We start from the raw sequence: 24,373 nt of genomic DNA on the forward strand, positions 1-24,373 counted from the left end.
GCTTAGCATTTATGACCGCTGGAACGAGCCATTAAAAAGCATAATTCGAAGAAAGTTCAATCCCACGGTTAGGATCAAGCTTCCATAATATGTACAGAAAGGCCGCCGATTACTCGACGGCCTTTCTGGTGATTCAACTATCGTTCCCGTTTAGTTTAACGTCTTAATGAACAAGATTTCTTAAGGTCCGCCAGTATCTTGCCAATACTGTTCTTTCTAACGGCGGGATTTTTATAGTGGCTTATTCCATTAATACACTTTGATTTTTGTGGATACAACAAGCTCTTGAAAATTTCATATGCCACTGGATCTCTGTGAAATGCTTCCATAAAATCATCTGGTATTCTTATATCTATCCGTCTGTTTTCATAAATTTCATCAATAAAAAGTTCTAAATAATGCGCGATTTTCCCTTCGGGTGTATAACTTTCTAATACTCCAAACTCAGGGTCATAAAAAATACCATCATAATAAAGCACACTATGTGCATATGTCGGGAAATTGACCCCTAACACACATAGCGGGGGAAGTTCATCAATGTTATCAACAGAACGCCAGCTTAAATAATCAATCTTATATTTTTTTAATGCTTTATAAAAATGAGAAAACCCTGATCCTCTCTTGCCTTTCATCGCCGAAACTGCTTCCTCTATTGGAATTTGTGCAACCATTGCTAAACATGCTTCATCACATGATGAGAAATCTGGTTGCGGTACATAAGTAATTTTGAATTCACTCAATTTAAACACCTCAAATTTATGACTAAGTGTTGTCTCAACAGCACCCCTATTTACGTTTTTTTATTTTCTTTTAACGTACACTTGGAGCTTTTCGACATAGGCTTTCATATGCCATTCATTAGAATCGTTGGGATACCCCAATTCTTGACTGATGATAAGATGATACTGCTGAAATAGATCTGCAGATGTCATATCGTAGTAATAACTTTGAATGATTTTTCGGTCTGCATCAAGAAGTGATATGACAGTGACATTAGGCTTAACCTCAATGTGGAATGTATGCCACTCGTTATAGCTAAATGCGTTTCGAGTGTGTTGTACATTTGACCCAGAAACAGCACTTACAAATTCCCGATCCTCCCCATAATTACCACCGCGGATCGCAACTTGAATGGAATTCGAAGTTTTCTTGTCATACATCCACAATTCCATAATCCCGTCAATGTTGCCCAACGGCTTGAATGTCAGTTCAACAATTGTATTCGGGACAAGAGTTATCGAATCTTTGTTTGCAAATCCTCTTCTCTTGCAAGTGGGTCTCTCCGACGTATGTACCAATAGCACCTTCCTGTTTTCGACTTCGACCAACTTAAGTGTCTGAGGAAACCCAGTATAGTTCGGGATAAATTCAGCACCCTCCCACTGGTCTAAAGAGAAAACTGCGAAATCCTGATTGAAAACAAGTATATCCGTTTTCTCGTTGAATGGTACAGCCTTGACAATAAGCATTTCATTTATCGACATGTTAAGAGCATATCCAAGCAAGGGTAACATCGACGTATCTGGCAACGAAAGTCCATTTTCCCACTTGGAAACCGCTTGTGCCGTAATATTCAACATCCTCGCCRAATCGTCTTGTGTCATACCGAATCGTTTTCTTCTACTTGCTATACCTTCTCCAACTGCAATAGGATCAATCAACTAAAATCTACCTCCATAACAAAGTTTATTAACCTAGCTTAAGTATGGATGGATTCTGAAGGTAAGTACAGCAACCCTTGGAAAAGACAACTCAACTGTAGGTTGATTGGACGAAGGTAATGAATTAAACGCTACACTGGAATGTATTGAACTATCCTGCCCGTTTGTTTAATGATTCGTGCGGCGGTGAGTCGGGCCCATTGGCCTGAATAGTAACTCGAGTTCGTGTCGTCGGTTTGCTTCAAATGAGACAATAGTACTCCGATAAGTTGGTTCCTCCTCCTCTGTCCATTTTATGGTGGTTCTTAGCTGCTATCCGTTGACATCAACTTACGAGATTGGTCCCCTTGATCATAGATGCCCTGCTTGTAAAGTTTTCTCCCACTCTACCCATGAAGAACAACGCAACCAGGTGCCGATCTCATCAGCCGCAGTCACCCGTGCAACTCTTTTAAACTATTCGGAGCCACTGTTTTGACAGAACACCATTCTGTGGGGCATGTTGTCAAGTTCTTGTCATTGCCCCGAGACAAGAACTTGACAACATAAATGAAAAGAGCCACGATATACGCGACTCTCAATGTGGTAATGTCCTTGTAATCCGACATTAGGTACAGGGATTATACTAGAGTACCAACACACATAGAAAGCTGCTAACCATCCCTAAGAAGCGATTGTTAGCAGCTTTTCTTAACACCGTGATTTCCATCCGGCTCTACCCATACTTAGGAACCAACTTGTTCTGCACGGAACGAGAATGGAAGTGCCGCAATCTGATCCAGCCAGCCTTTATATTGTTTGAATGAGAACCCCGGCGATCCCATCATATAGTGGTTGCCATACGTCACTCCGCCTATGGTCCACTCGATCAACAGCAGGCGCTGGGCACTGTATGGTGCACGAATCTTCCCAATCTCGACTGTACGGCCCGGCATAACTTCAAACACGCCTTCAAGCATCGATTCCCCGCTGTCTGCATCCCATACGCGGAATGTTCCGTTCGCAACCTGATTGGAGTCGTTGCCGACCTTCGCGGTAACGTGCCAGTTATGCGGTTCGTCAATCATGACACATACCGGCTGCTGCACCCGCTTAATGTAGTGATAGGCCAGCTTCTTACCGCCATAGTAATCCACGACCGCATCCGAGAACTGCGGCCAGCCGTCGAGTAAATTCCACCACAGAATACCCGAGCATTGTGGCTTCATCCGGGAATTTTCAATAAAATACTTTTTGGCTTCAGCCTGAGAAATTTGGGACGCCAGTATAAAATCCTCAATCGTATCGGGAATTTCCCCGAACAATTCGCCAATCTGATCTGCCATCAGCTTCACACGGAAATGGTACATCGACTCGGGGTCACCAAGCGGATCGGTGCCATGCGTAATCCACTGTTTGTTGTCTTGCCATGGCCATAGATAAGCTGGATCGAGAAATTTCTTCATGGTCGACATATTCGGACAGCCGTGATAACCCATCTCACCAATAAAATGCATGGTCGCCGTGGAATAGAACACGCTCTTGAAGTAGTCCCGCACGCCCCACAAATGCCGCTCTGGCCAAGCAGTTGGTGTGTTCAACTTGTAGGCTTCTGGAGATACATAGGGGGAGCTTGGCACATACGGACGATATGGGTCGCATTGGAACACCACTTCCGGCAGCACCTTGCGAGTCAGAATGTTCTGATTGGGGTCGAGCCCTCGCAGCAAGAAAAACTCGTCGCATTCGTTATCGCCAGCCCATACCGCAAGCGAAGGATGATTAYGCAGCTTCCGCACGACAGCCGTTGCTTCCTTACGCAGCATGTCCTGGAATTCTGGCGCCTGCGGGTAAATCGCACAAGCCATGGCGAAATCCTGCCACACAAGGATACCATGCTGGTCGCACAGATCGAAGAAAGCGTGGTCCTCATACACATTCCCACCCCAGGAACGCAGCATATTACAGTTCAGGTCAACGGCATAATCAATCGCTTCCGCATATCTTGCAGCATCCTTGCTATGAAAAATATCCATCGGCACCCAATTCGAGCCCTTAATCTGAATAGGGACACCGTTTACTTGAAACTGAAACTGCCCAGGCTGCTCCAGCGTCGTTACATCGCTGCGAAGCAGCTCTAACGTCCGAATGCCTATCGTATCCGTTCGACAGGCAATTACTTCATCCTGGTGGAGTAACTCCGTCGTCAGTGTATATAAATCCGCTTCTCCATATCCACGTGGCCACCACAGCTTCGGGTTTTCCACGTTCAACTCGATGTTTCCATAGGCAAATTTCAGCGTCTTGGTCACGGTAAATGTAGCGTCACGACATACGCCCGTCACACGCAGCTTCAGATCAGACAGCTTGCGCGGCTCAACAGCCAGTTGATAATACAGCTGAACCGTTGCCTTCTTGTTCGTCGCTTTAGTCGTCGTCACGTATAGCTCAGCAATTTCATTCGGATCGTGAACGACGACTTCCACGGACCGCCACAGTCCGAAGGATACCGCCCTTCCGAATATATCCCAACCGAAGCTATGCGGAGCCTTGCGAATCCAGAGCGACTCGAAGTTGACCGGCAAAGCGTAGCTCGACGGATCGTACGTTTTCTGAAGCRCTTCCAGAATAGGCGATTTCAGCCGGATGGAGAGCACATGTTGTTTACCAGGTACGAATTGTCCGGTTACATCGAAACGATGCTCGATCAACATATTATCGGAACGGCCAATCTCACGACCGTCCAGCCAATACGTAGCGAAACAATCCACGCCGTGAAACAACAGCTCCACCGTTGGTTTTTTAAGCACGCCGCCCCCTTCACCTTGTGAAAACGGCAGCTTATTCGTCAGCTCATCTACCGTGAACTCGCGCTCATACCACCATTCATACTGTTCGTATTCCAACAATTGGTGAATATTGTCGCCGATACGCGGGTCTGGAATAACACCAGCCGCCACGAGATCCAGCTCTACATTCCCCGGAACAACAGCGGATATCGGTTGTCCGACTAAGCCAAGAGTGCCCAAGCCGGATGGATGATCAATCGGATATTGCCCCTGCGGAAAGTAATAAAGCTTCCACGGTCCATCTAACTTATGCGATTTCATTTGCGCAATCAGCTGTCCCACCCCAATCGTCACTTGGCTTGCCCACACTTCATAAGAACTCCCTGAATGGCATAAGTCCCAGCTTGCCAGCTTAGGGCTTGATTATTTTGCACGACCAGCCGTTGATAGGCCTTTTCCGCCAGCTGTCGCATGGGTTGCTTGTAAGCGACAAGTGGATACTCGTCGTGGTCCGGCATATAATCGACAGTCGCCAGTGGAATCTGCTCGCCCTCAAGCCCACTTTCACGTAAATACCGTGCTACGAATAATCCGATCCCGCCACTGTTGCAAATAATACCTGCCGGCAACACACCCTCGATACGAAGCCGTTCCATCAGCTTGTGGATTTCCTTCTCTTCCTTGTTGCGCCAGGGAATATTGTATATTTTACCGGTACCGTTACTTACCTTGAGGAAAGCTTGTTCACGTGCTACAGCACTCGGAAGATCCAGTCCTTCGTAGCCGATATATACAATATCTCCCGAATACGTTTCCCGAATATGTGCATACAGCGAAGTGACCGCATGTTCATTATCCAATAGCACACAATCCGCCACAGGGTTATCAAAATCTTGATCAAAAAACACGAAATTCATGCCAACTGCACGCAATCGCTTCAAAAGCTCAAAGTCGATTTGTGTAGTCTGCGGCCACATAACCACATTCCGAATATTTTTCTGCATCAAACGATAGAAGAGCTTTACAGACTGGTAAGCTACGCCCTGAAAATCTTGTTTGAACAGCATGAGGGATCCGTTCTCTTCAGCAGCCCCTTCAAAATACTCCATGAACTTGGAAAAGAACGGATCCTGGACAGCAGCAACAAGTGCAATGAGATCCAGAGAACCGCTGAATCCACCCTCGCGCCTCGTGATGACTGTTCCTTGTCTGGGGATTCCCGTAAGAAGTCCCTCTTGCTTCAATTCGTCCAAGGCTTTACGCACAGTCACACGACTCAGACCATATTGCTCACATAATTCATGCTCGGTTGGCAAAGTCTGTCCAATCTCATAAGTGCCATCAATGATTTTCTTCAAGATTTGGTCTTTCAATTGAAGATACAGGGACATGCTTGCGTACCGACCTTTCTTGCCATAACCAGTTTATTTCGGCTTTACCACACCCGAGTCATCAGCAAAATAATCTATGGGCAGACGTCCGAATCGCTCTGTTGGAATGTCGCCATGCGGGTTATACCGATTTTCATCTACACCTTGCATCATAAAAGCTTTGAATCCAGGGGATCGTGTCATATCGCATTTAACCTCAGTCGAAGAATAGCGAATGGTCAGTCCAACACGCCAGCGATCCGATGTATTCGGTGGAGAACCGTGCACTATATTGTCATCATGCAGCGACAGTTGACCGGCTTGGAGGATCAGTGACTGCGCATCGGCCTCATTGAAGGTGCCTTCCTCTAATTCTAACGTAAGCACTGAATTATCCGCAATCGATCGATGCTTGATCAAGCCTTTATTGTGTGTACCTGGTATAACGCGCATAGCACCATTCGCTTCATCTACATCCGTGAATGCCAGCCATACGGTTACCGAATGATGCGGGCTAAGCGGCCAATAATAGGCATCCTGATGCCAAGCGACACGGTCTGGTGATTTCGGTTCTTTCGCAAAAAATTGGGAGCCCCACATAAAAAAATTCGGTCCAAGGATGCCTTCAACGTAAGCCAAGATTTGCGGGTTCTTACTGATGTCATAAATCCACTTGCTTGTTAGGTGCCAGTCGCGGATATGCAGCATCTGCTCACCTGCCTCTAGCAATGCCTCCAATTGCTTCAATTCCTCACGCATCCCCGCAATCTCTTCCTTGGTGAACACCGGCGGCAGTCCAACTAAATATCCATTATCCGCGTACCGTTGTTTCTGCTCTTCCGTCAACTGATAAATTTGCGACATGGATGAACCCTCCCAATAAATCTAATTGTATTATCGATTAATACAATTAGATTGTATGAGTGTTGGGGATTATTGTCAATGGGTATTTCATTGTCAGGACCTATGCATTTCGAGGGAAACCTTGGTAAATTTCGTGCAACAGTTCTCAAAAGCCAGATCTTGCTTGGCGGTTCGAAAGAACACTTCGATGCGCCAGCGTTTCACAAAGGTTCGCATCACCTCTTCCAGAACATCGTAGCGATTGCTGATCGCCCACATCTGCGATATGGACGAACTTCGAAGACGAGTGCTTGCTGACGAGTTAAGTCTGGCTGCCGACGTATTCGATATCGAGTCGCTGCCGCTGATCGACCCGCTGCTGGGACGGCATAATGTCGTACATACGCCTCACAATGCAGATCGTACGAAAGAAGCCATCAGTATGCGGCTAATCTGTATGAACAGTTCCTGCCCTGTAACCGCTGATCCGTACAATCGCCTAGTGTTGACAGCTGAGCTGTCGAACGAGGGAGACTGTCCCAAAAGTGGTTCTAATCATTGAACTGGTCACCATAATTACACATCCAAGAACCTCCGTTTCCACCGATTTGAGTGGAGAAGGGGGCTCTTTGCACATGAAATAGCTCTAAATGAGGCTAGCATAGAGTCCGTGTAACTCCCCGCCATTATATGATCAAGCCTTTTTGAACTCTTTGGGCGGCAAGCCCGTATAGCTGGCGAATACTCTGCCAAAGTACAGCGGGTCCTGGAATCCGACCTCCCTAGCGACTTCGGATATTTTCATGTTGCTGTTTTGCAGCAGATGTTTTGCTTTATCGAGTCTTACTTTGGTGATGTATTGGGTCGGAGTGTAACCCGCCACTTTTTTGAAAATGATCGAAAAATAACTGGAGGATAAAGAGGAAAGCTCAGCCAGCTTTTCTCGCTCCAGCGGCTCGGCATAATGAGTTTTAATATATTCCATACACTGCTTGATGGAACGATGAATCCGGTCCCCTGAAAGCGTCTGCGTGTGCAGGTCGATCACATCGTTTAGCAGGTTAAAAAAAGCGAGACGAGCTTTCCACTCATAATCCGCGTTTTTCCCGTCCCATAGATCGTGCAGATGCCGCATATGGTTGGCAATGCTGTTGACATCGGGGACTTTCATCGTAATCGGAAGCGGGAGGTTTCGCTCGGCAGGTCCGGAGCATTTTACAGCATCACCACCCCAGTCAACCAGCACATAATCGTAATGAATGGAGTAAAATTGCAGGCGTCGGTCTGCCGGTGAGGTAAGCCGAATCTGGCTGCCAAGCGGAAAATAAAAAACCGAACCGGCCGAAAGCGAGTAACTGACATCGTCAACGTCCAGTGTAGCTTGCCCCTCGAACGCGAACATAAAGTTTCTTCTATAGGAGGACTGCGATTCGAAGGCCAGGACTCCTTCTTGTTTACGAAGTGTCCAAAACGATCGCTCCCGCAATACGACATCAATGATCCGGGGGTGGAATCTGGAGAAAAAAGCGTTGTCCATTTTGTCACTCCTTGACCTGTAATAAAAAATAATCGTTCTACACTATTAAGTATAAGGCTTTAAATCCTTAAAGGAATGGAAAAAAGAACAGAATTACGGATTTTTGATTGATCAACTATTTTTCCGTGTTTTATTTCTTTATTCCATTTACTCCAAACTGGGTTTCTATATAGAATTCATAGTGAAAGTGCTTTCACCAGCAAGTTTCAGAATAGGGGGGATTACTCGATGAATAAACAATCGGACCAAGCTGATTATAAGGCGGATACCAGTACGGATACGATCGATTCAACAATGGGGGAGCGCTTTATCAGTAGAAGAAAGCTGCTGACCACGATTGGGATTGCCGGAGTCACTGCAGCCTCGGCGGGTTTGTGGAAGGGGAACGGCTTACTTCCTGCCTTCGCCAAGGAGAACTCAGTAACGGACTCTGTATATGGTGAAGCCTATAAAGAACATTGGAATAACTTCGGCGGTTCCCGAATTAGCACTACTAAGTATGGGGTTCCTGTCGGCGATGGTTCTGCTGTAGCCAAATTGCAGGAGCTGATCGATAAACAGGTGCCGATCTGGATAGACGGCGACCACCTGATCGATTCGTCGCTGGTGCTTCGCAATACCGACATGGTCGGGCCAGGCAAGCTGCGAATCGTAAGTGACGCCCAATTTCAGGTTACACAGCCGAGCTTCGTTTTTGCAGATTCCGCTATCGCCATGCCTGGAGGTCTCGGACAGTACAAAGTAAATTTGCAATTCCGTGTGGAATTCCGCAATTCGGTTGCCGGGAAGCCGCATACGCCGTTTCGGTTCATCGGTCTTATAGACTCTACGATTCAGCTTGATTGTGAATGCTGGGGCTCCGGCGACGTGACTCAAACTAATTTGCCGGACTTTTATTTTTACAACAACAGGGTTAGCATCCGCGGTCGCTATGTTGTGCATCAGAGGCTTCCCGGACAATCGCTTGGCGGTATGTGGGTTCGGGACGTCTACCTCGGCAGCGATATAAGCAGGCGCTCGACAAGCGTCATCGTAGAAGACGGAACTTATATTTACAATGATGGGGCGGATGAAGCGCTCGCTTTCTTTAACCCGAACACCGGTCGCTATCAAAACTGCGGAGTACGTGCTGCCGTATTGCACGGCCGGCGGATCGGCCTCAGCTTCCTGAACTTCTCAGGCAACTCGATGCGCGTTTCGGACGTATCTGGTTTTGCTCACAACACGATCGTTATGGTGGACGGGCTTGGACCGGGACAGGGCGCAGTGAAAGCAGATTTCACGGCACCGGAATTAGCAGGGGTGCAAGTGTTCATACATGGTATAGATGACGTCACAAGCGGTGCGGCCTTTGCATGTGCCTACCGTAATTCCAACGTCCGCTCCGACGCCGCGTTGCCGTTATTGTATAATTGCAAGGCCTATCTTAATCTGGATAGTCAGCCGACACGCGAGCTGAGAGCTTTCGACAACCCGATGAATCTTGCAAATTGCGACTATTCCAAGCTTAGCGCCGCCAGTTTTAACTATGGGATTATTAGTAAAGGAAGCGGAACTGTAAACGGCGGACGATACACAGGCGCCCTGACGCGCGATATAGAGAACGTATCTATGGCTGTCAATTGTATGCCATCGACACATAACAATATCAAATATGCCAGCCTCCGAAACCGCAAAGGTGAAACGGTCGTAACTACAGACGCTACCGGTAAGGCTCAAATTCAACATTCTATCTTTGCTACGCCGACCTATAAAAGTGCAGTTCTAATTAACGCGCCTCTACGGGCCGTTCATATAATTAGCGCCGACCAAAACTATTTGTACGTACAGATTACGAATCCGGCTACAGGAAACCATGATCCCCATCAATCGTTTAGGGTTGCATGGCAAGTAGACGGATGATAGCTGGCAGCTTTCGCATGATGAGACTATATACATAACTAGGGGAGAACTTTCTATGAATCAATTTAATACTAAAATAAAACGAATCCTAACATATGCAGCCGTTACCGCATTGATGATAACAACCGCTTGTTCAAACGGAGGGGCGACTAAAGATCCGGCAGCAGAAGCTTCGAATTCCGAGGGTGTCAAGGATGTGAGCCAAGCCCGGCTAAGCGGGACTGAACTGTTGGTCTACTCTACAATACCTTCTATTACAAAGGAAGAGTTTGAACGTACGATGGCCGCTCCAATTCGTGCGCAATATCCGCATTATACGCTGCGATATGTTGTGACAGAAAAAGATCTTAGCATGGAACACCTGGTCACCCGAGGCGAGGTTCCGGATATTACAATAACTTCACTGAGCGGAATGAACAGCAGCCTGACATCGTTTAATTTACAATATGACCTGGCTCCTCTTATTAAAAAATATAACTACGATATAGGCCGATTCGAACCGGCTTCGATCCAATCGGTGCTTAATGCTTCGGGCGGCAAGCTGTATGGGTTGCCGAAATTTTTGAGCAGCATCGTACTTTTTTATAACAAAGATCTGTTTGACCGATTCAGTGTTCCATATCCGAAAGATGGAATGACATGGGATGAAGTGTACGATACGGCTGTACGCATGACTCGTTCGGTGGAGGGTGTCCAGTACCGGGGTATGTCGATGTTTTATAGCAATATGTTTACCGAAAACCAGCTTTCCCTGCCTTTCATTCATGCGACGGAAGATAAATCTACGGTTAATACGACCGGATTTCAGAAAATACTTAATACGTATAAACGGTTTTACGACATTCCGGGCAACAAACCGGAAGGTGACTTTTCCGCTAATTCAGAACTTACCGCATTTAACAAAAACAAAAATGTGGCCATGGTTACTTCCCCGATGTCTGGATACGGCCGGTTCGAGAACGATCCGGATCTGAACTGGGATTTAGTGGCTGCACCAACGTATCCTGAAGCAAAGCGCATCGGATTTCAATCGAACACCATCTATTATTTCGTCAGTAATGTGAACGGAAAGGCCGAGCAGGCATTCCAGGTCGTAGCTCATTTATCTTCGGATGAAGTGCATAAGCTTGGAAACAAGGAAGGTCGTCCGACAAGCTTGAACAATGAAGAGATTCGGACAGCTCTCGGTAAAGATAATCCAAAACTCCAAAATAAAAACTTCAAAGCGTTGTTCTATAACCAATTCGCGCCCACACCCGCCACAAATCCTGCATGGGATGGCAAGGTCAGCGGCAGCAACGCATTGCTAACCGAATATACCAAGATGATCAAAAACGGAACGGATGTAAATACAACACTCCGAGTGACTGAGGAGAAAATCAACCAGGCCATTAACACAGCGAAAAGCCAATAAAGAAACAGGTAAAACATCGGGTATGATTATCCGGTGTTTTTGTCAATGAATAGTTGGAAAAAGATGGGCGGGAATTTTAGATAAGGCCATAGGAACACCTATTGGGTCAACACTGTAGGCAAGCGCTTGTTCATCCTGGACCAAACCGAATTCCCTGCCCTTAGGATCGAAGATTCCAACCTTCAACCTTATATTCCCAGCCAGGAACGTCCAATCCGAACACGAACCTCTGGATCGCTTTGGCCACGCCGTCCCGATTGTTCGAATCCGTCACTGCACCGGCAATCGCCTTGATCCCTGCCTCCGCATTGTCCATCGCAACGCCAAGTCCGGCGGCCTTCAACAAATGACGGTCGTTCTCACTGTCCCCGATCGCCATCACGTCGGCCATCTCTATTCCCAACAGCCCGCATACTTCCCGGACTCCGCTCTCCTTCGTGATCCCTTTCACGGATATCTCCAGATTGACAGGGGCCGAACTAGTCAATTCCAGCGTGCCCCACATCTGCAGCTCCTCGCGGATTTGCTGGAGGACATTGAGAACCTCATGCCGGATGCCGAATTTCATCCAGTCCCGGTCGAACATCGTCACATCCCAATTCCGCCGACTGGTCAGACTCTCCACGCTATAGGCCCAGAACATCGCCTCCCAGCGTACGGCAAGATCGTGCATAAGTCGAACTTCTTCCCGTGGCAGCAGCGTACGTTTCCATAGACGCCCCGGGCTTTTCCAGATCTCAGCCCCGTTCAACAGCACCATCGGGGAGGCCAAACAGAGTTCCTGCCAAAATAGCTCCGCGGTCTGGACCCCCCTCCCGGTCGAGAACAGCACGGTCACCCCGCTGTCAGCCGCCCGCCTCAGCCACAGCTTGGTCTCTTCCGTGATCGTCTTCTCATCGGTAAGCAGTGTTCCATCCAAATCCAAAGCGAGCAATTTATATGTGGTCATCCTTTACGTTCCTCTCGAAACCGAACCTTACAGCGACAAACTGTCTACCGGAACTTCGAAGAACCGTTTCAACACGAGACCGACGGCCAAGACGGACTCGTTCGGCTTCAGCTTCAATTCGATTAGGCGCACGCCTCTGCAAGTTTCGGGGATATTAGCAAGCACTTTCTCTTTCAATCTGGGGACCACGGTGTCCCCTAACGTTTCCAATATGACGCCGGTCAGCAACACATGATCCGGATTCAGAAACGTTATGATGTTGCTGACGGCCGTCACGATAGCCGATTCGATCTTCTCATAAAGTTGTAGCGTGGGAAAATCGTTCTCTTGGACACGCTTGGCGAATTCCTCGATCGTAAGACCGGTATTGCGCTTCAATCCGCTTGTCGAAGCAAGTGTCGTCAAGCACCCTACACCCCCACAATGACAGCGGTAGCCGTCTGATCCTGCAAACGCCTTGTAATGTCCCAACTCGCCAGCGACGAAATGGGAACCGATGATTAATTGACGATTGGCCACGATGGCGCCGCCAATCCCGTAATCGAATTTCAATGTTATATTGTTAGCAGAGCCGTTCAAACAGCCGTGCATATTTTCGTTCAAAGACAGCAAGTTCACATCGTTCTCCAAGTAACAAGGCAGTGCATAGTTACTTTCGATCCATTCGGCCAAAGGGAATCGCTTCCACCCCAAGCCCGGAGATCGGAGCACAATACCTTGCTTGGAATCGACCAGTCCCTGGATGCTCAAGCCGATCCCCTTCACCCGACTGGAATCGGGGAGAAGCGCGAGAAGTTCATCTATGACGGATGAGACGATGGCGAACAAGCTTTCCTCGCTCTCATACTTATTCACGGACCGTTCGGCGGTGCCTAGGGGTTCGTACCGGAAATTGCACAACGTGCCTCGAACGTATTTGCCCGCAAGCTCAATGCCGATCGCCATCATGCCAGTGCCGTTAATCGTCAGCGGGACCGGCTTGCGGCCGCCATTGCTAATGCCGGGTGCTCCTTCGACCACCGCATCCTCGTCCAGAAGACGGTTGACGATATTGGTAACGGTCTGTTGGGTCAGTCCGGTCTTCTCGGCGAGATCCACTCTGGATATTGGACCTTCCGCGAATATGAGATGCTGCACTTTCTTCTGGTTGATCGATTTCAATAATTGGTGGCTCGTCGTTTTCTCCGTTCCCATCCCTACACCGACCTTTCTCCGCTCCATCTTACCATAACATCCGATTTCCGTAATCTTCCTTATCCTTTGAGCGCCCCGATCATAATGCCTTTGACAAAATAACGCTGCAAAAACGGATAAAGCATCAGCACCGGAAGGTTGGCCACGACTACGACCCCGTACTTGATCCCTTCAATCTCCATGATCTTCTTGACCAGGGAGTCGTCGGTCATGTCCACCATATCCTGCATTTGCCCCTGAATGAGGATTTCCCTCAGGATAAGTTGAAGCGGAAATTTGTTACGATCCTGCAAATAGATAAGCGCGCTGAAAAAAGCATTCCAATGAGCGACCGCATAGAACAGGATCATGACCGCGATGATCGGCATTGACAACGGAAGCACAACACGGGTAAGAACACGGAAGTTGTCRCAGCCGTCGATGGAAGCGGCTTCCTGCATCTCATGCGGGATACTGGTCTGGAAAAACGTTCGCATGATGATGACATTGTAGACGGATATGGCGCTAGGCAGAATCAACGCCCACATCGTGTTCAGCATCCCCAGATTTTTGATCAGTAAATAAGTAGGCACAAGACCGCCGCTGAAAAACATCGTGAAGACGATCAGCGCCGTGATGAGATGACGCCCTTTCAAATCCCGCCGAGAGAGCGGATAAGCTGCACAGATCGTTAGCACCAGATTGACGGTCGTACCCACTACAGTATAGATCAAGGTGTTAGCATAACCGGTCATAATATCTTTGTTCTCAAATATCCGTTTGTATCCGTTAAATGTAATCTCTTTGGGCCATAGCCACATATYGCCCGAGACGATGTGAACGGGATTGCTAATCGAGGCGCTCATCACGAATAGGAGCGGATACAGGACGGCCAGCGAAATCCCTACGAGCAGTGAAATGTTAATGATATCAAATAAACGGTCTCCCCGGGTTTGTCCCACGGTATATCCCTCCTAATTACCACAAAGCCGTCTGATTCAAGCGGCGTGAGATGAAGTTGACCAAGATCAGCAGAATAAAGTTCACCACGGAATTAAACAGGCCAACCGCAGCCGAGAAGCTGTACTGGGCGCCCAATATCCCGCTCCGGTACACATAAGTGGAGATGACGTCCGAGCTGTCCATATTAAGGTTGTTCTGCATCAGGAACACTTTCTCGAAGCCTACCCCCATCAGCGATCCCATCTGAAGGATAAGCAGGATCACGATAGTTGGCAATATCCCCGGAATGTTGATGTGCCATATGCGCTGGATCCGGTTGGCCCCGTCCACCCTAGCCGCTTCATGCTGCTGCGGATCGATACCGGACAACGCGGCCAAATAGATGATCGAGCTCCACCCCATCTGCTGCCAGACGCCGGAGAAAACATAAATCGTCTTGAACCAGCCCGCCTCCGTCATGAACGAAATCGGCTCGATGCCGAACAACTTCAGGAAGTGATTGACCATGCCCGTATTCGGGTTCAAGAAGATGAAGATCAAGCCGACCATGACGACAGTGGACAAGAAGTGCGGCGCATACGTAACGGTCTGCACGAATTTCCGGAGCTTGGACTGGCGAACCTCATTGATCATAAGGGCCAGAAGGATCGGGACAGGGAATCCGACGACCAATTGATACAAGCTGATCCCGAGCGTATTTTTCAACAACCGCCAAAAGAAGTAACTGTCGAAGAACCGGTGGAAATGCTTGAAGCCGACCCAGGGGCTGCCCCAGATACCTTTCTTAGCTATAAAATCCTTGAACGCGATCTGTACGCCATACATAGGGAAATATTCGAAAATAACGAAATAAGCGATGACCGGGAGCAACAAGACGTACAGCTGCCAGTTTCTCAAATAAGCGAGCAAAGATTTACGAAAGCGGGAATGCTGTGCCCCCGTCCGCATTGCACCCTGAGCTTGATGTTGCTGCATGAACAAAACATCTCCTTACCTTACTTCTCTGTCTAATGTGTGGACACCGGTTAGTTGTTTTTGCCCATCATATGCTTCTGATCCATCTGGGCCACTTTATCCAACCAAGGCAGCGTAAGCCGGAAGGCCCGGATCTCCTGCCATGTCAGCTTCAACTGCTTCAGGAGGGTGGAAGGGCGGCGGTCTGCATAGAACAGGGCCTTGATCCCGAGCGACTTCACAATATAGTTCATCCTGCGTATATGGAAGGAGTTGGAGACGACCAGACACGTCGAAAGGCCTCTCTCCTTCATCAACAATTCGCAGTTCACCATATTCTGAACCGTGTTGCGAGACCAAGCCTCCATAACAAGCAGCTGCGGGTCAACCCCGCAGCCGGTCAAATAATCGTACATGATCTGGGCTTCGCTTCGTGAGGAGGCGACGGACCCGCCCGATAAGATGACGCAGGAGTAGGAATGTCCGGCCATCAGACGAAGGGCAGTATCCAGCCTTTCCTTTAGAAATGGGTGAATCTCATCGTTGTCGCACCTGTAGCCAAGCACGATCAGCGCATCCGCATCTGCTTGGCGCAGACGGCTGCCGTGCATCCACAGCACATAGATTACCGGTACAGCAATTACGATTCCTAGCAAGATTAACAGTATAGTCATAGCTTCCGTTCCTTTTCTCTGTCTGACTGTCGGTTGCTGGTTTACTCGCTTTGTAATTCGGATTCCTCATTCGGATGATGGTCAGGGGTACCCCTGACAATAACCGGGAACATAGAAGTCGTTATGCCGCCGAATTCAGCKCGAATTAGAGTGCGTCCGGGGAACTTGGCGACTAGAACGCCATCGGCCGTCACTTCAGCCACCCTGGGATTGCTGACCACCCAATGCGAGTTGGCCGTGACGTCTACGGTAGAGCCGTCACTGTATGAGGCCACAACCTTTAAAGGGGTCTGCGTACCCTTTTTGACCCAATCGTTCAAGTCTTTAAGCGTTATAGACTGCAATCTCGGCTGCACTTGGATTGCATATCCGGCGGAACCCACTTCATTCACGGAGGCGGTTATGGTTGCTTCCCCTACCCCCACGGCCGTAACGAGGCCTGAAGCGCTGACTGTCGCAACCGACGGGTTGCTGCTCGTGAATACCGCTTGCGCGGTCACGTTGAACGTCCCCTTCTCGCCCAGCTCATGCGTCACTTTAAGCTGCCCTTGGTCGTGGTGCATCATGGGGGACGCCGGACCTTCCACGAATACTTTGCCGTACCGCTCCCAGGCTTGGAGATCTACAGCATGAACCCGATCGATCGGGTAGTAGGCGTAAGGACTATAAGTGTTGGAGCCCGATTCGAAGTCGATATACGCAAGTCCGTTGCGAACGACAATCTCCTCCGCATAAGGCGGAATCGTCATCACGTCTTTCTGATTGACGCTGTCGAGGAACCAGACCGGCACTTGCTTGCCATCGATTGTAACGTACGTATGAGGCGCCTCATGCATCGGATTGCTGTACTTCAACAACTGGCTGTAAGCATTCTCCGCCGTATAGCTCAGCAGAATATCGTCGCCCGTAAAGGCCGCTCCCTGAATCTTCCCTTGAATCGATAAGATATAGTCCGGAATGGCCGCTTTACCCGGTTCCGGTGCTTGATCAGCAGGCAAATTATCCGTCTCCGCATCCAGCTTGTAACCGGTCAGCCAAGCCCCATATTCGACGCCGTCCCGGTTGGTCAACAGCTGCCTTGGATCAGTCGGATAGCTGGGCGGCTGGTAATAATCGCCCGTCCACAACGTGCCGTCCGCATAGGTGGCGAAGGAGGCGTTGTTATACACAGCGAACCCGTTCGGTGTGAACTTAAGATTCGAGTTGCTCGCTTGAGCATCGATATCCTGCAAATCGATCTGGTACAGGTATCGGTTGTTGGCAATCCAGGCATGCTTGCGGCTGACTGTTACTCCGCCCGCATGACCGTTATAGATCGTACCGTCCGTGTTGTACAGATGCAGCGCTTTGGTCATGCTGCCCGTATTCGCGTCCACGAACGTCAGCATGCTCGGCCGTTTGTCCGGCCGGTAATAGCTGAGAACGAACCAATCCTTGCCGTCGATGTAATCCATTCCTTGCGGGACGAGTCCTTGGCGTAAGCCCGGAACGACAACCCCCGGCTGGCTTACATTCAAGTACTCCTCGAACGGTGGGAATGGCTCCTCCACCTGGAAGCCCATGCTCTCTTGGGTGACGATCTGATGGTCCGGCACCGCCGTAACGGCAGCCGACTTGGAGGACTCGTTGTTCGAGGAATCCACGGCTGTCAACTCGAACCGGTAAGACACGCCTCCCGTCAGGGCCTGCACCGCAGCCGAATAAGTAGCATCGTTTACCGTTACGGCCAGCTTGCCGTCCTTGTAGATTCGGTAAGCGGCGATATCCGCTTCCGTGTTGGGCTGCCATGCCAACGCCACTTCCCCGTAACCGGCCTGGGCGTTCAAGCCCTTGGGGGCGGTCGGCTTTACTGTATCAGGAGCCGGAGGGACAGGCTTCGATTTGACCACAGTAGGGACCGACATTTGATTCGTTTCACTTAACGCCGCGACGCCGATCGTGTAAGTCGTATTATTCGTTAACCCTTTAACGGTATAAGCATTATAAGTACTGTCTGTTACGGTATCGTTCAACATTTTACCGTTCACATAGATGCGGTACTGCACAGCCGCCGTTCCTGCAGCCGGAGCGTTCCAGCTTAGCTGCACCTCCCGGTCTCCCGCCTTGGCCGCCAAGCCTGAAGGGGGTGCGGGCGCGTACGAACCTGGAGCTTGCCCAGCTACAAGCGAACCCGGTGTCGGCGTCTGCTTGTTCGCGACCTTACGCATCAAGCTCGTTCCATCGGTCGGATACGCGTAAACGATGCTTGTATTGTCGGAGACGTCGTTAATGCCGACGTATTCGGCCCGGCTGATCTCGATGCCATCCGGCGAGGACAGGATCAGGCGACGGGAGCCGGTGTTGGACAACCCTTGACCGGCGATCTCATAGAACTGGCCGGCCGTGACCTGCGAGCCTCCGTAGCTCGCATTGAATTCGTCCAACGTCACGGTTAAGTCCGGCGATTTCACCCAGAGCACCATGACCGTGTGGGGTTGAACCACTTGATCAGCAGTCAGATTCCAACGGGACAACGTGGAGCTGGCGTAATTCAAGATTTGATAGCCCTTCAAGGGAACCGGAGCGTCGCTATTGTTGTACAGCTCGATGTATTCGAATCCGTCTACGACTTTGCCCGCGTTGTTCGTTTTATTCTCCGAGTTGGGAACGATTTCGGTTATCAGGAGAGGCGGCGTCGGCATGGATACCCCTTCCGCGCTCGCTTTTTCAATTTCATTTCCGTTCATGAAAGGGATTGCCGAAAGAACTACGGTGCTTAGCAAGGCGATTTTCAACAGCTTTTTGGCGAACATTCCTATTCCTCCTCCAAAGACTATTTCGCGTTCTTATAGCGCTCGGCCGCGGCATCGTACAACTTCATGTATTCGTCTACCTTCATCTTCTTGATCGTAGCCACGTAGCTGCTCCATTCGGTGAACGGTACCGTCCCGGTAATGAATTTCACGGTCATCTGGTCGATGTATGTATTGAGATCGGTCCAGATCGCCTTCATTTGATCGGATTCTTCCACGGTATACGTGAACGCCGGCCAATTCTCCTTCGGCAGACCCGGCAGCAGCGCCTTATGCTGGTCGTTCATCTTCTCGGTTACCGACTTGAAATATTTCTTCGTGACGTAACCCGGATAACTTCCGCCCGGCCAAGTGACGTATTTGAGCAGCGCCTGTTCCATGCCGCCCGGATTATTGAGAATCTCGTCCTTGTATTGGAGCTTGCCGTCCGCCGATTCCACATAGGTCACATCCTTGAAGCCCATGAAGAACATCTTCTGCCCTTCTTCGGTGAAGAAGTAGTCGATCCAGCGCATCGTCGCTTCCGGATGCTTGTTCTTATCCGTAATGACGAACGCTCCCGGCTGCGCCAGCGGATTCTGGATGTTCGTGAACATTTGGTCCCCGCGAGGACCTTTGAGCGGTCCCGGAATTTCATAGTTTTTCTGACCCATCACCGTTTCCGGGAATGAGGTCGTTAGCGAGCCGTATAAGCCCTGGGAGCCTTTGGCTGCGAATTCCGGATTCTTCATCGTCAGGATATCCTTATCTATAAGCCCATCCGTGTACAGCTTATTCAAATACTGCAGCAGTTCCTTGTAGCGGTCGTCGGTCGGAATGAATCTCAGCTTGTTGGTGGACGGGTCGACATCTACGTTACGGTGATTCGTACCGCGATTCATGAGTCCGAACGAGCCCTTAAGTACCTCCAGAATGGAGCCGGTACCGACACCACCGAAGCCGATCTCGTCTTTCTTTCCATTTCCGTTCAGGTCCGTATTCTTTACGGCTTTCAAATATTCATAATACTCATCCAATGTCGTCGGCATCTTCAAGTTGAGCTTCGTCAGCCAGTCCTTGTTGATCCACATTTTCTGGCTGACCAAGATCGCCACGAAGTCCGGCTCGTATACGAGCGGCACGGAATAAATTTTGCCGTCCGGCATCGTGATCCCTTTCTTAATGGCGGGGTACTGATCGAGCAGCTTCTTGAAGTTTGGCGCATACTTGTCGATCATGTCGTTCAAGGGGATGAACATGCCCTGACTGCCGTACTTGGTCAGATCGGCGGTAGTAATTCTTGCGGTATGAAAGGCATCCGGATATGTACCGCTGGACATTGCCAGATTGAATTTCTCGCTCAGGTTCTCGAAGTTGACCAGTTGGAAGTCGACATCGATCCCGGTCTTCTTGGCGTATTCCTTCCACAGCATCGTTTCATTGAAGTTGGTCGCTCCGCCCGAATTCCGGCCTGTGAAGAAGGCAAGCTTGACGGGCTCCTTCACGATGGGAAAGCCGGTCACATTCAACACCGGATCGGACGGCTTCGAAGTTTCGACTGCGGCTGAATCGGACTCGCTCTTCCCGCCGCATGCGGAAGCGAGCATGCTCATGGCTAATATGGCGGAAACAGCAGTAAGACTACGAAATGGTTTCATGGTTACACCTCTAAGTTAAATTTTTTATTACCCTTTTTTATAACGCTCATAGATTCAAGTTAATCAATTTGATTTAATAACTTAATACTAAAACCTATTTGTTATGGCAGTGTTAACGGAATCCTAAGATAAAGTAAATCACATAATTTGGAAGCGCTTTATTTGCTCTCCGAAAATGCGGCTCCCCGCAGCTTATAGAGACAAGCTGTTCAAGGGAACCTCGAAAAAGTGTTTGACCGCAAAGCCCGCGGCCAGAACCGACTCGTTCATCGGCTCCTCGTTTGGAAGCAGCCGAACCCCCCGGCATGATTCCGGGGTTAATTCCAGCAACTGCCACCGCAAATCCGCAACGAGCCGTTCTCCGAAAGTCTCGATCCATTTGCCAGTAAGCAGAACATGATCGGGATTCAGAAACGTGACAATATTGGCCAACGCCTGCCCTACTCCCCGTGTTATGAGCAGGAATAAAGCAACTGCTTCTTCATTGCCTTCGGTCACCTGGCGACTGAACTGCTCCAGGGTCAGCTTCTTGTGGCCGGTTAGCCCGCTGATGGAGGCAAGCGTAGTCAGGCAACCTTTCCCTCCGCAATGGCACTTGAGCGCGTCGGAGCCGGTAAATGCTTTGTAATGGCCGAATTCACCAGCGACATGCGTAGAACCGGGATAGAGCTGGTTCTGAAACACAACCGCACCTCCAATGCCGTAGTCCAGCTTAAGAATGATGCTGTTGTCGGCGTCCGCCAAGCGGCCTTGGTAGCTCTCCACCGTCGCCAACAAATTAACATCGTTCTCAATATAGACAGGGAGTTGGAACTTGCTTTCGAGTCTCTTCTTCAACGGAAAGTTCCTCCACGCAAGCCCCGGGGATCGAAGCACGATACCCGAAGCCGCATCGACAAGACCTTGGATGCTGCAACCGATTCCTTGAACCCTGGAAGGCTGAGATGCCTTCCTTAGCAGGGTCTGAATGATCTGCTCGACGCAGGCGAGCGGCTGTTCTTCATGCTTAAACACCGTGACGTCAACCTTCGCCTCCGCGATCACTTCATTTTTGAAATTGACCAAGGAACCACTCACGTATTTGACAGCCACTTCGATTCCAATCGCATACAAGCTAGCCTTGTCAACGGTCAAGGGAATGGGCCTGCGCCCTCCCTCACCGGGAATAGGCTCACCCTCCAGAACGATGCTATCCTCCAACAGGCGGTTCACGACATTCGTTACCGTCTGCTGGGTGAGCCCTATTCGTTTGGAGAGCTCTACTCTGGATATCGGTCCTTCGCTATGGATGAGCTGCAGCACCTTCTGTTGATTAATGGATTTCAGCAATTGTTGACTGGACACTCGATCCATTGTGCGAAACGATCACTTCCCTTCGTTTGGCTGCTACAAGATTTCATTAGTTTAAAAGTTAATCAAATTGATTTATTAACTATTCTAATTTTAAATCCATTGGAAATCAACACTTATTTTGTTCAAAAAATTAAGAAACCCTCTGGAGAAGAGTTCAGATCGCCCACCRATTAATACAACAAGGCTGCCGTTAATTTTGGCAGCCTCAATCAATTGAATGTTCAGTTGAAGTATTCCTTGCCACATACGGGAGGAGCTTACTGCGGAAAATATCCTTTTTTAAAAATGGCGTACCACTCCTCAAGCTCTTCGCCTTCGTACACGCCAAGACGCTCTAATATGTGTCTGGAAAATTCCACCGCTCCGCTTCCATTCGCTGTAATGACATTGCCGTCTGATACGGACTGCGCGTCGATATAATGGCGGTCTCCGCGATAATTCGGCGCCCTTTCCTTCATGAATCCTAGCGCATTTCCCGTATGCTTGTTGTTTTCCAGAAAGCCGTGATTGGCTAGAAAGGTCGTCGCATCGCAAATCGCGGCAACGGGCACCTCATGTTGCATGCAATATTCAATTATCGATTTTGCTTGTTGATTGTGTTTATCTCTCCAGCCAGTGCCCCCGGGAATAATGAGCATCGCCAGGTCATATGCGGCGGGATAGTCGGTCAGATCGTAATCTGGTATGACTCTGAACCCTCCCATGGACACTTTCGGCTGCTTGTCGATAGCGGCGGTTGTGACGCGAAATCCGGTTTCAGGCTTGTTCAATTCTGCCGTAACGTAACTGGCTTCCCAATCCGCGAATCCGTCGGTAATAAATACAACTACTTCTTTCATAATAAAAATCCTCCATAAAGTTTCATAATGCTCGATTCGTTTCATGTATTCATCATATAGCCAAGAGTTATGCAGTTGAAGTGAATTATTGGAAATAACCCATACCGTGGCCATCAGCGATCGATCCGATCGTGATCCTCGACGATAAGTACCTGCTCCGTAACCTTTCTTATCGCCCGAAGTCAACATCGATTTTCCACCCTCCAGGTACTTGAACGATACGCCGCTCGGAAGCCAGGCCTGTCCCAGCCTTGCGAAAATCGTCCGGACCCAAGAGTCTATTCTCGTAGAACTCCCACTGTCCACGTAGAGGAATGCTGCCCTGACTCGAGAATTCCCACCCCAAGGCGTCTACATTTCCACCGTTTGCTCGCGGGTAATCCACAGTCGGGGTTAACCATTGGAAAATATTAATGACGGTGACGATGCAAAATATGCTGATCATCCCGAGCAATACCGTAAGTTTCTTAAACATGGCGCAGTCCTTTACAAATAACAAAATTAGTAGTTGCCCTCTTGATTTCGACATGCTTCGTCATTTTCCTTGGTGACCATGGAGCATTAACCCAACAAAAAAACGATCAATTTCCCGATAATGAGGGGATTGATCGTTTTAATGGGACCAGGAATGTCCTAAAGTCAGCGCTTAGAAAGCCCGGCTTTATGGATAAACTCGTCCACGTCGAGGGCCGCCTTCGATTGGTTGCACTCGTTGCACGCACAGACGACGTTGAGCGGGGTCGTATGACCACCCTTGGTACGGGGCAGCAGATGATCTAACGTATCGCCGTATCGGCCGCAATAGTGGCAGGTATTACGATCCCGCGTCATAATCATGCGACGGAATTCCTTGTTGCTGTATAGGCGCCGAATCGTATGCGGATTGACGACAACAGCAGCGCGTTCCCGTACGAGGATCGCTGCAAGCTCCAGATCGATCTCATGGTACCACGATCGGCCGTTATCGGTTCTACCGCGCATCCGAATGAAGCCCTGCCTCGTCGGCTTGAGAACCGACGCATCTTGAGGATCGATCTTGGTCTTATGCGCTTGCGCTTCGTTTCGGATCAGAGCGGGGAGCACCATCGGGGGCACTTTCTTCCCCTTGCCCCGTCTTCGTCTGCGGCGCTTCGGCTTGTCCTCCGCCTCGGAAGCGACGACCGACCTATCCGCTTCGGCTGCAGGAAGTTCGGACTTCGGCTCCAACTGACGGCAATCGCGGCACGTCCCCCGGCGCCTTCTTCGTCCCCCACTTCGGCCACTTCTGCTGGCGAACTCCTCCAACAACTTGGGCGTCCCGCACTGCACGCATATTTTGTACGCCGATTCCGGCTCTTGTCGATGAATTTTCCTATCTCTTGTCATACCCCGAGTATATCATACTGATCAAGAAAATGATTTCGTCGTGCATTATCGGTTATTTAGATTGTCCTAACAGGCTCACCATTAAATCGGGTTTCGAAGGTGACCTCCTGAATAATAGGATGCAGAATACTGTCCAATTCAAACAACTGTTCAATATGATATACGCCATACGGTAGCTC

20 protein-coding genes are annotated in these 24,373 nt (G+C 49.4%); 3 read left to right on the plus strand and 17 right to left on the minus strand.

Features of this window, described 5'->3' with window-relative positions; all coding sequences use genetic code 11:
- Positions 1 to 155: 155 nt before the first annotated feature.
- The 5 genes from AC1DWB_RS25460 to AC1DWB_RS25480 form a co-directional block, all read right to left on the minus strand.
- On the minus strand, positions 156 to 740 hold the full coding sequence (locus AC1DWB_RS25460) for a YdeI/OmpD-associated family protein (RefSeq protein WP_477543897.1): 585 nt from the start codon (positions 738 to 740) through the stop codon (positions 156 to 158).
- 60 nt (positions 741 to 800) lie between these two features.
- The gene (locus tag AC1DWB_RS25465) at positions 801 to 1,661 is read right to left on the minus strand and encodes a helix-turn-helix domain-containing protein (RefSeq protein WP_477543898.1); all 861 of its coding nucleotides are present in this window, start codon (positions 1,659 to 1,661) and stop codon (positions 801 to 803) included.
- A gap of 725 nt (positions 1,662 to 2,386) precedes the next feature.
- Entirely contained in the window at positions 2,387 to 4,798 is a 2,412-nt protein-coding gene (locus AC1DWB_RS25470) for a glycoside hydrolase family 2 protein (RefSeq protein WP_477543899.1), read from the minus strand.
- A complete protein-coding gene (locus AC1DWB_RS25475) occupies positions 4,780 to 5,820 on the minus strand; it encodes a GntR family transcriptional regulator (protein WP_477543900.1) in 1,041 nt (346 codons plus the stop codon). The genes AC1DWB_RS25470 and AC1DWB_RS25475 overlap by 19 nt, the downstream gene beginning before the upstream one ends.
- A 33-nt stretch (positions 5,821 to 5,853) precedes the next feature.
- The gene (locus tag AC1DWB_RS25480) at positions 5,854 to 6,663 is read right to left on the minus strand and encodes a phytanoyl-CoA dioxygenase family protein (RefSeq protein ID WP_477543901.1); all 810 of its coding nucleotides are present in this window, start codon (positions 6,661 to 6,663) and stop codon (positions 5,854 to 5,856) included.
- Positions 6,664 to 6,904: 241 nt separating this feature from the next.
- Between AC1DWB_RS25480 and AC1DWB_RS25485 the strand changes: the two genes are divergently transcribed.
- Positions 6,905 to 7,204, plus strand: coding sequence for a hypothetical protein (locus AC1DWB_RS25485; protein ID WP_477543902.1), 300 nt, complete (start codon positions 6,905 to 6,907; stop codon positions 7,202 to 7,204).
- A gap of 132 nt (positions 7,205 to 7,336) precedes the next feature.
- Here AC1DWB_RS25485 and AC1DWB_RS25490 read toward each other — a convergent pair whose 3' ends face one another.
- Entirely contained in the window at positions 7,337 to 8,179 is an 843-nt protein-coding gene (locus AC1DWB_RS25490; protein WP_477543903.1) for a cupin domain-containing protein, read from the minus strand.
- 228 nt (positions 8,180 to 8,407) lie between these two features.
- On the opposite strand from AC1DWB_RS25490, the gene AC1DWB_RS25495 reads away from it, so the two are divergent.
- Positions 8,408 to 10,081, plus strand: a complete 1,674-nt coding sequence (locus AC1DWB_RS25495) for a hypothetical protein (RefSeq protein WP_477543904.1) — start codon at positions 8,408 to 8,410, stop codon at positions 10,079 to 10,081.
- Between the two features lie 55 nt (positions 10,082 to 10,136).
- On the plus strand, positions 10,137 to 11,495 hold the full coding sequence (locus tag AC1DWB_RS25500; protein ID WP_477543905.1) for an ABC transporter substrate-binding protein: 1,359 nt from the start codon (positions 10,137 to 10,139) through the stop codon (positions 11,493 to 11,495).
- A gap of 160 nt (positions 11,496 to 11,655) precedes the next feature.
- On the opposite strand, the gene AC1DWB_RS25505 is transcribed toward AC1DWB_RS25500, so the two are convergent.
- The 11 genes from AC1DWB_RS25505 to AC1DWB_RS25555 form a co-directional block, all read right to left on the minus strand.
- Positions 11,656 to 12,444, minus strand: a complete 789-nt coding sequence (locus AC1DWB_RS25505; protein ID WP_477543906.1) for a Cof-type HAD-IIB family hydrolase — start codon at positions 12,442 to 12,444, stop codon at positions 11,656 to 11,658.
- Between the two features lie 27 nt (positions 12,445 to 12,471).
- Positions 12,472 to 13,665, minus strand: coding sequence for an ROK family protein (locus AC1DWB_RS25510; RefSeq protein WP_477543907.1), 1,194 nt, complete (start codon positions 13,663 to 13,665; stop codon positions 12,472 to 12,474).
- 32 nt (positions 13,666 to 13,697) lie between these two features.
- Complete coding sequence (locus AC1DWB_RS25515) at positions 13,698 to 14,579, minus strand: carbohydrate ABC transporter permease (RefSeq protein WP_477543908.1); 882 nt, start codon at positions 14,577 to 14,579, stop codon at positions 13,698 to 13,700.
- A gap of 16 nt (positions 14,580 to 14,595) precedes the next feature.
- A complete protein-coding gene (locus tag AC1DWB_RS25520; RefSeq protein WP_477543915.1) occupies positions 14,596 to 15,528 on the minus strand; it encodes an ABC transporter permease in 933 nt (310 codons plus the stop codon).
- Between the two features lie 77 nt (positions 15,529 to 15,605).
- Complete coding sequence (locus tag AC1DWB_RS25525; RefSeq protein WP_477543909.1) at positions 15,606 to 16,208, minus strand: YdcF family protein; 603 nt, start codon at positions 16,206 to 16,208, stop codon at positions 15,606 to 15,608.
- Positions 16,209 to 16,249: 41 nt separating this feature from the next.
- Positions 16,250 to 19,000 (minus strand): fibronectin type III domain-containing protein, encoded by a 2,751-nt coding sequence (locus tag AC1DWB_RS25530; RefSeq protein ID WP_477543910.1) that lies wholly within the window; start codon positions 18,998 to 19,000, stop codon positions 16,250 to 16,252.
- Positions 19,001 to 19,020: 20 nt separating this feature from the next.
- A complete protein-coding gene (locus AC1DWB_RS25535; protein WP_477543911.1) occupies positions 19,021 to 20,637 on the minus strand; it encodes an extracellular solute-binding protein in 1,617 nt (538 codons plus the stop codon).
- A gap of 192 nt (positions 20,638 to 20,829) precedes the next feature.
- On the minus strand, positions 20,830 to 21,990 hold the full coding sequence (locus AC1DWB_RS25540) for an ROK family protein (RefSeq protein ID WP_477543912.1): 1,161 nt from the start codon (positions 21,988 to 21,990) through the stop codon (positions 20,830 to 20,832).
- Between the two features lie 257 nt (positions 21,991 to 22,247).
- Positions 22,248 to 22,829 carry a type 1 glutamine amidotransferase family protein gene (locus AC1DWB_RS25545; RefSeq protein WP_477543916.1) on the minus strand — a complete coding sequence of 194 codons (582 nt, stop codon included), beginning with the start codon at positions 22,827 to 22,829 and terminating at the stop codon, positions 22,248 to 22,250.
- A 169-nt stretch (positions 22,830 to 22,998) separates the two neighbouring features.
- Entirely contained in the window at positions 22,999 to 23,304 is a 306-nt protein-coding gene (locus tag AC1DWB_RS25550) for a hypothetical protein (RefSeq protein WP_477543913.1), read from the minus strand.
- Positions 23,305 to 23,468: 164 nt separating this feature from the next.
- Entirely contained in the window at positions 23,469 to 24,194 is a 726-nt protein-coding gene (locus AC1DWB_RS25555; RefSeq protein WP_477543914.1) for an HNH endonuclease, read from the minus strand.
- Between the last annotated feature and the right edge of the window lie 179 nt (positions 24,195 to 24,373).

The organism is Paenibacillus sp. P4_E11, from assembly GCF_056401635.1.

Coding starts and splice junctions, on each gene's coding strand:
- AC1DWB_RS25475 (WP_477543900.1), bottom strand. CDS start 5,820: ATGTCCCTGTATCTTCAATTGAAAGACCAAATCTTGAAGAAAATCATT.
- AC1DWB_RS25480 (WP_477543901.1), bottom strand. CDS start 6,663: ATGTCGCAAATTTATCAGTTGACGGAAGAGCAGAAACAACGGTACGCG.
- AC1DWB_RS25490 (WP_477543903.1), bottom strand. CDS start 8,179: ATGGACAACGCTTTTTTCTCCAGATTCCACCCCCGGATCATTGATGTC.
- AC1DWB_RS25495 (WP_477543904.1), top strand. CDS start 8,408: ATGAATAAACAATCGGACCAAGCTGATTATAAGGCGGATACCAGTACG.
- AC1DWB_RS25500 (WP_477543905.1), top strand. CDS start 10,137: ATGAATCAATTTAATACTAAAATAAAACGAATCCTAACATATGCAGCC.
- AC1DWB_RS25505 (WP_477543906.1), bottom strand. CDS start 12,444: ATGACCACATATAAATTGCTCGCTTTGGATTTGGATGGAACACTGCTT.
- AC1DWB_RS25510 (WP_477543907.1), bottom strand. CDS start 13,665: ATGGAGCGGAGAAAGGTCGGTGTAGGGATGGGAACGGAGAAAACGACG.
- AC1DWB_RS25520 (WP_477543915.1), bottom strand. CDS start 15,528: ATGCGGACGGGGGCACAGCATTCCCGCTTTCGTAAATCTTTGCTCGCT.
- AC1DWB_RS25525 (WP_477543909.1), bottom strand. CDS start 16,208: ATGACTATACTGTTAATCTTGCTAGGAATCGTAATTGCTGTACCGGTA.
- AC1DWB_RS25535 (WP_477543911.1), bottom strand. CDS start 20,637: ATGAAACCATTTCGTAGTCTTACTGCTGTTTCCGCCATATTAGCCATG.
- AC1DWB_RS25540 (WP_477543912.1), bottom strand. CDS start 21,990: ATGGATCGAGTGTCCAGTCAACAATTGCTGAAATCCATTAATCAACAG.
- AC1DWB_RS25545 (WP_477543916.1), bottom strand. CDS start 22,829: ATGAAAGAAGTAGTTGTATTTATTACCGACGGATTCGCGGATTGGGAA.
- AC1DWB_RS25550 (WP_477543913.1), bottom strand. CDS start 23,304: ATGTTTAAGAAACTTACGGTATTGCTCGGGATGATCAGCATATTTTGC.
- AC1DWB_RS25555 (WP_477543914.1), bottom strand. CDS start 24,194: ATGACAAGAGATAGGAAAATTCATCGACAAGAGCCGGAATCGGCGTAC.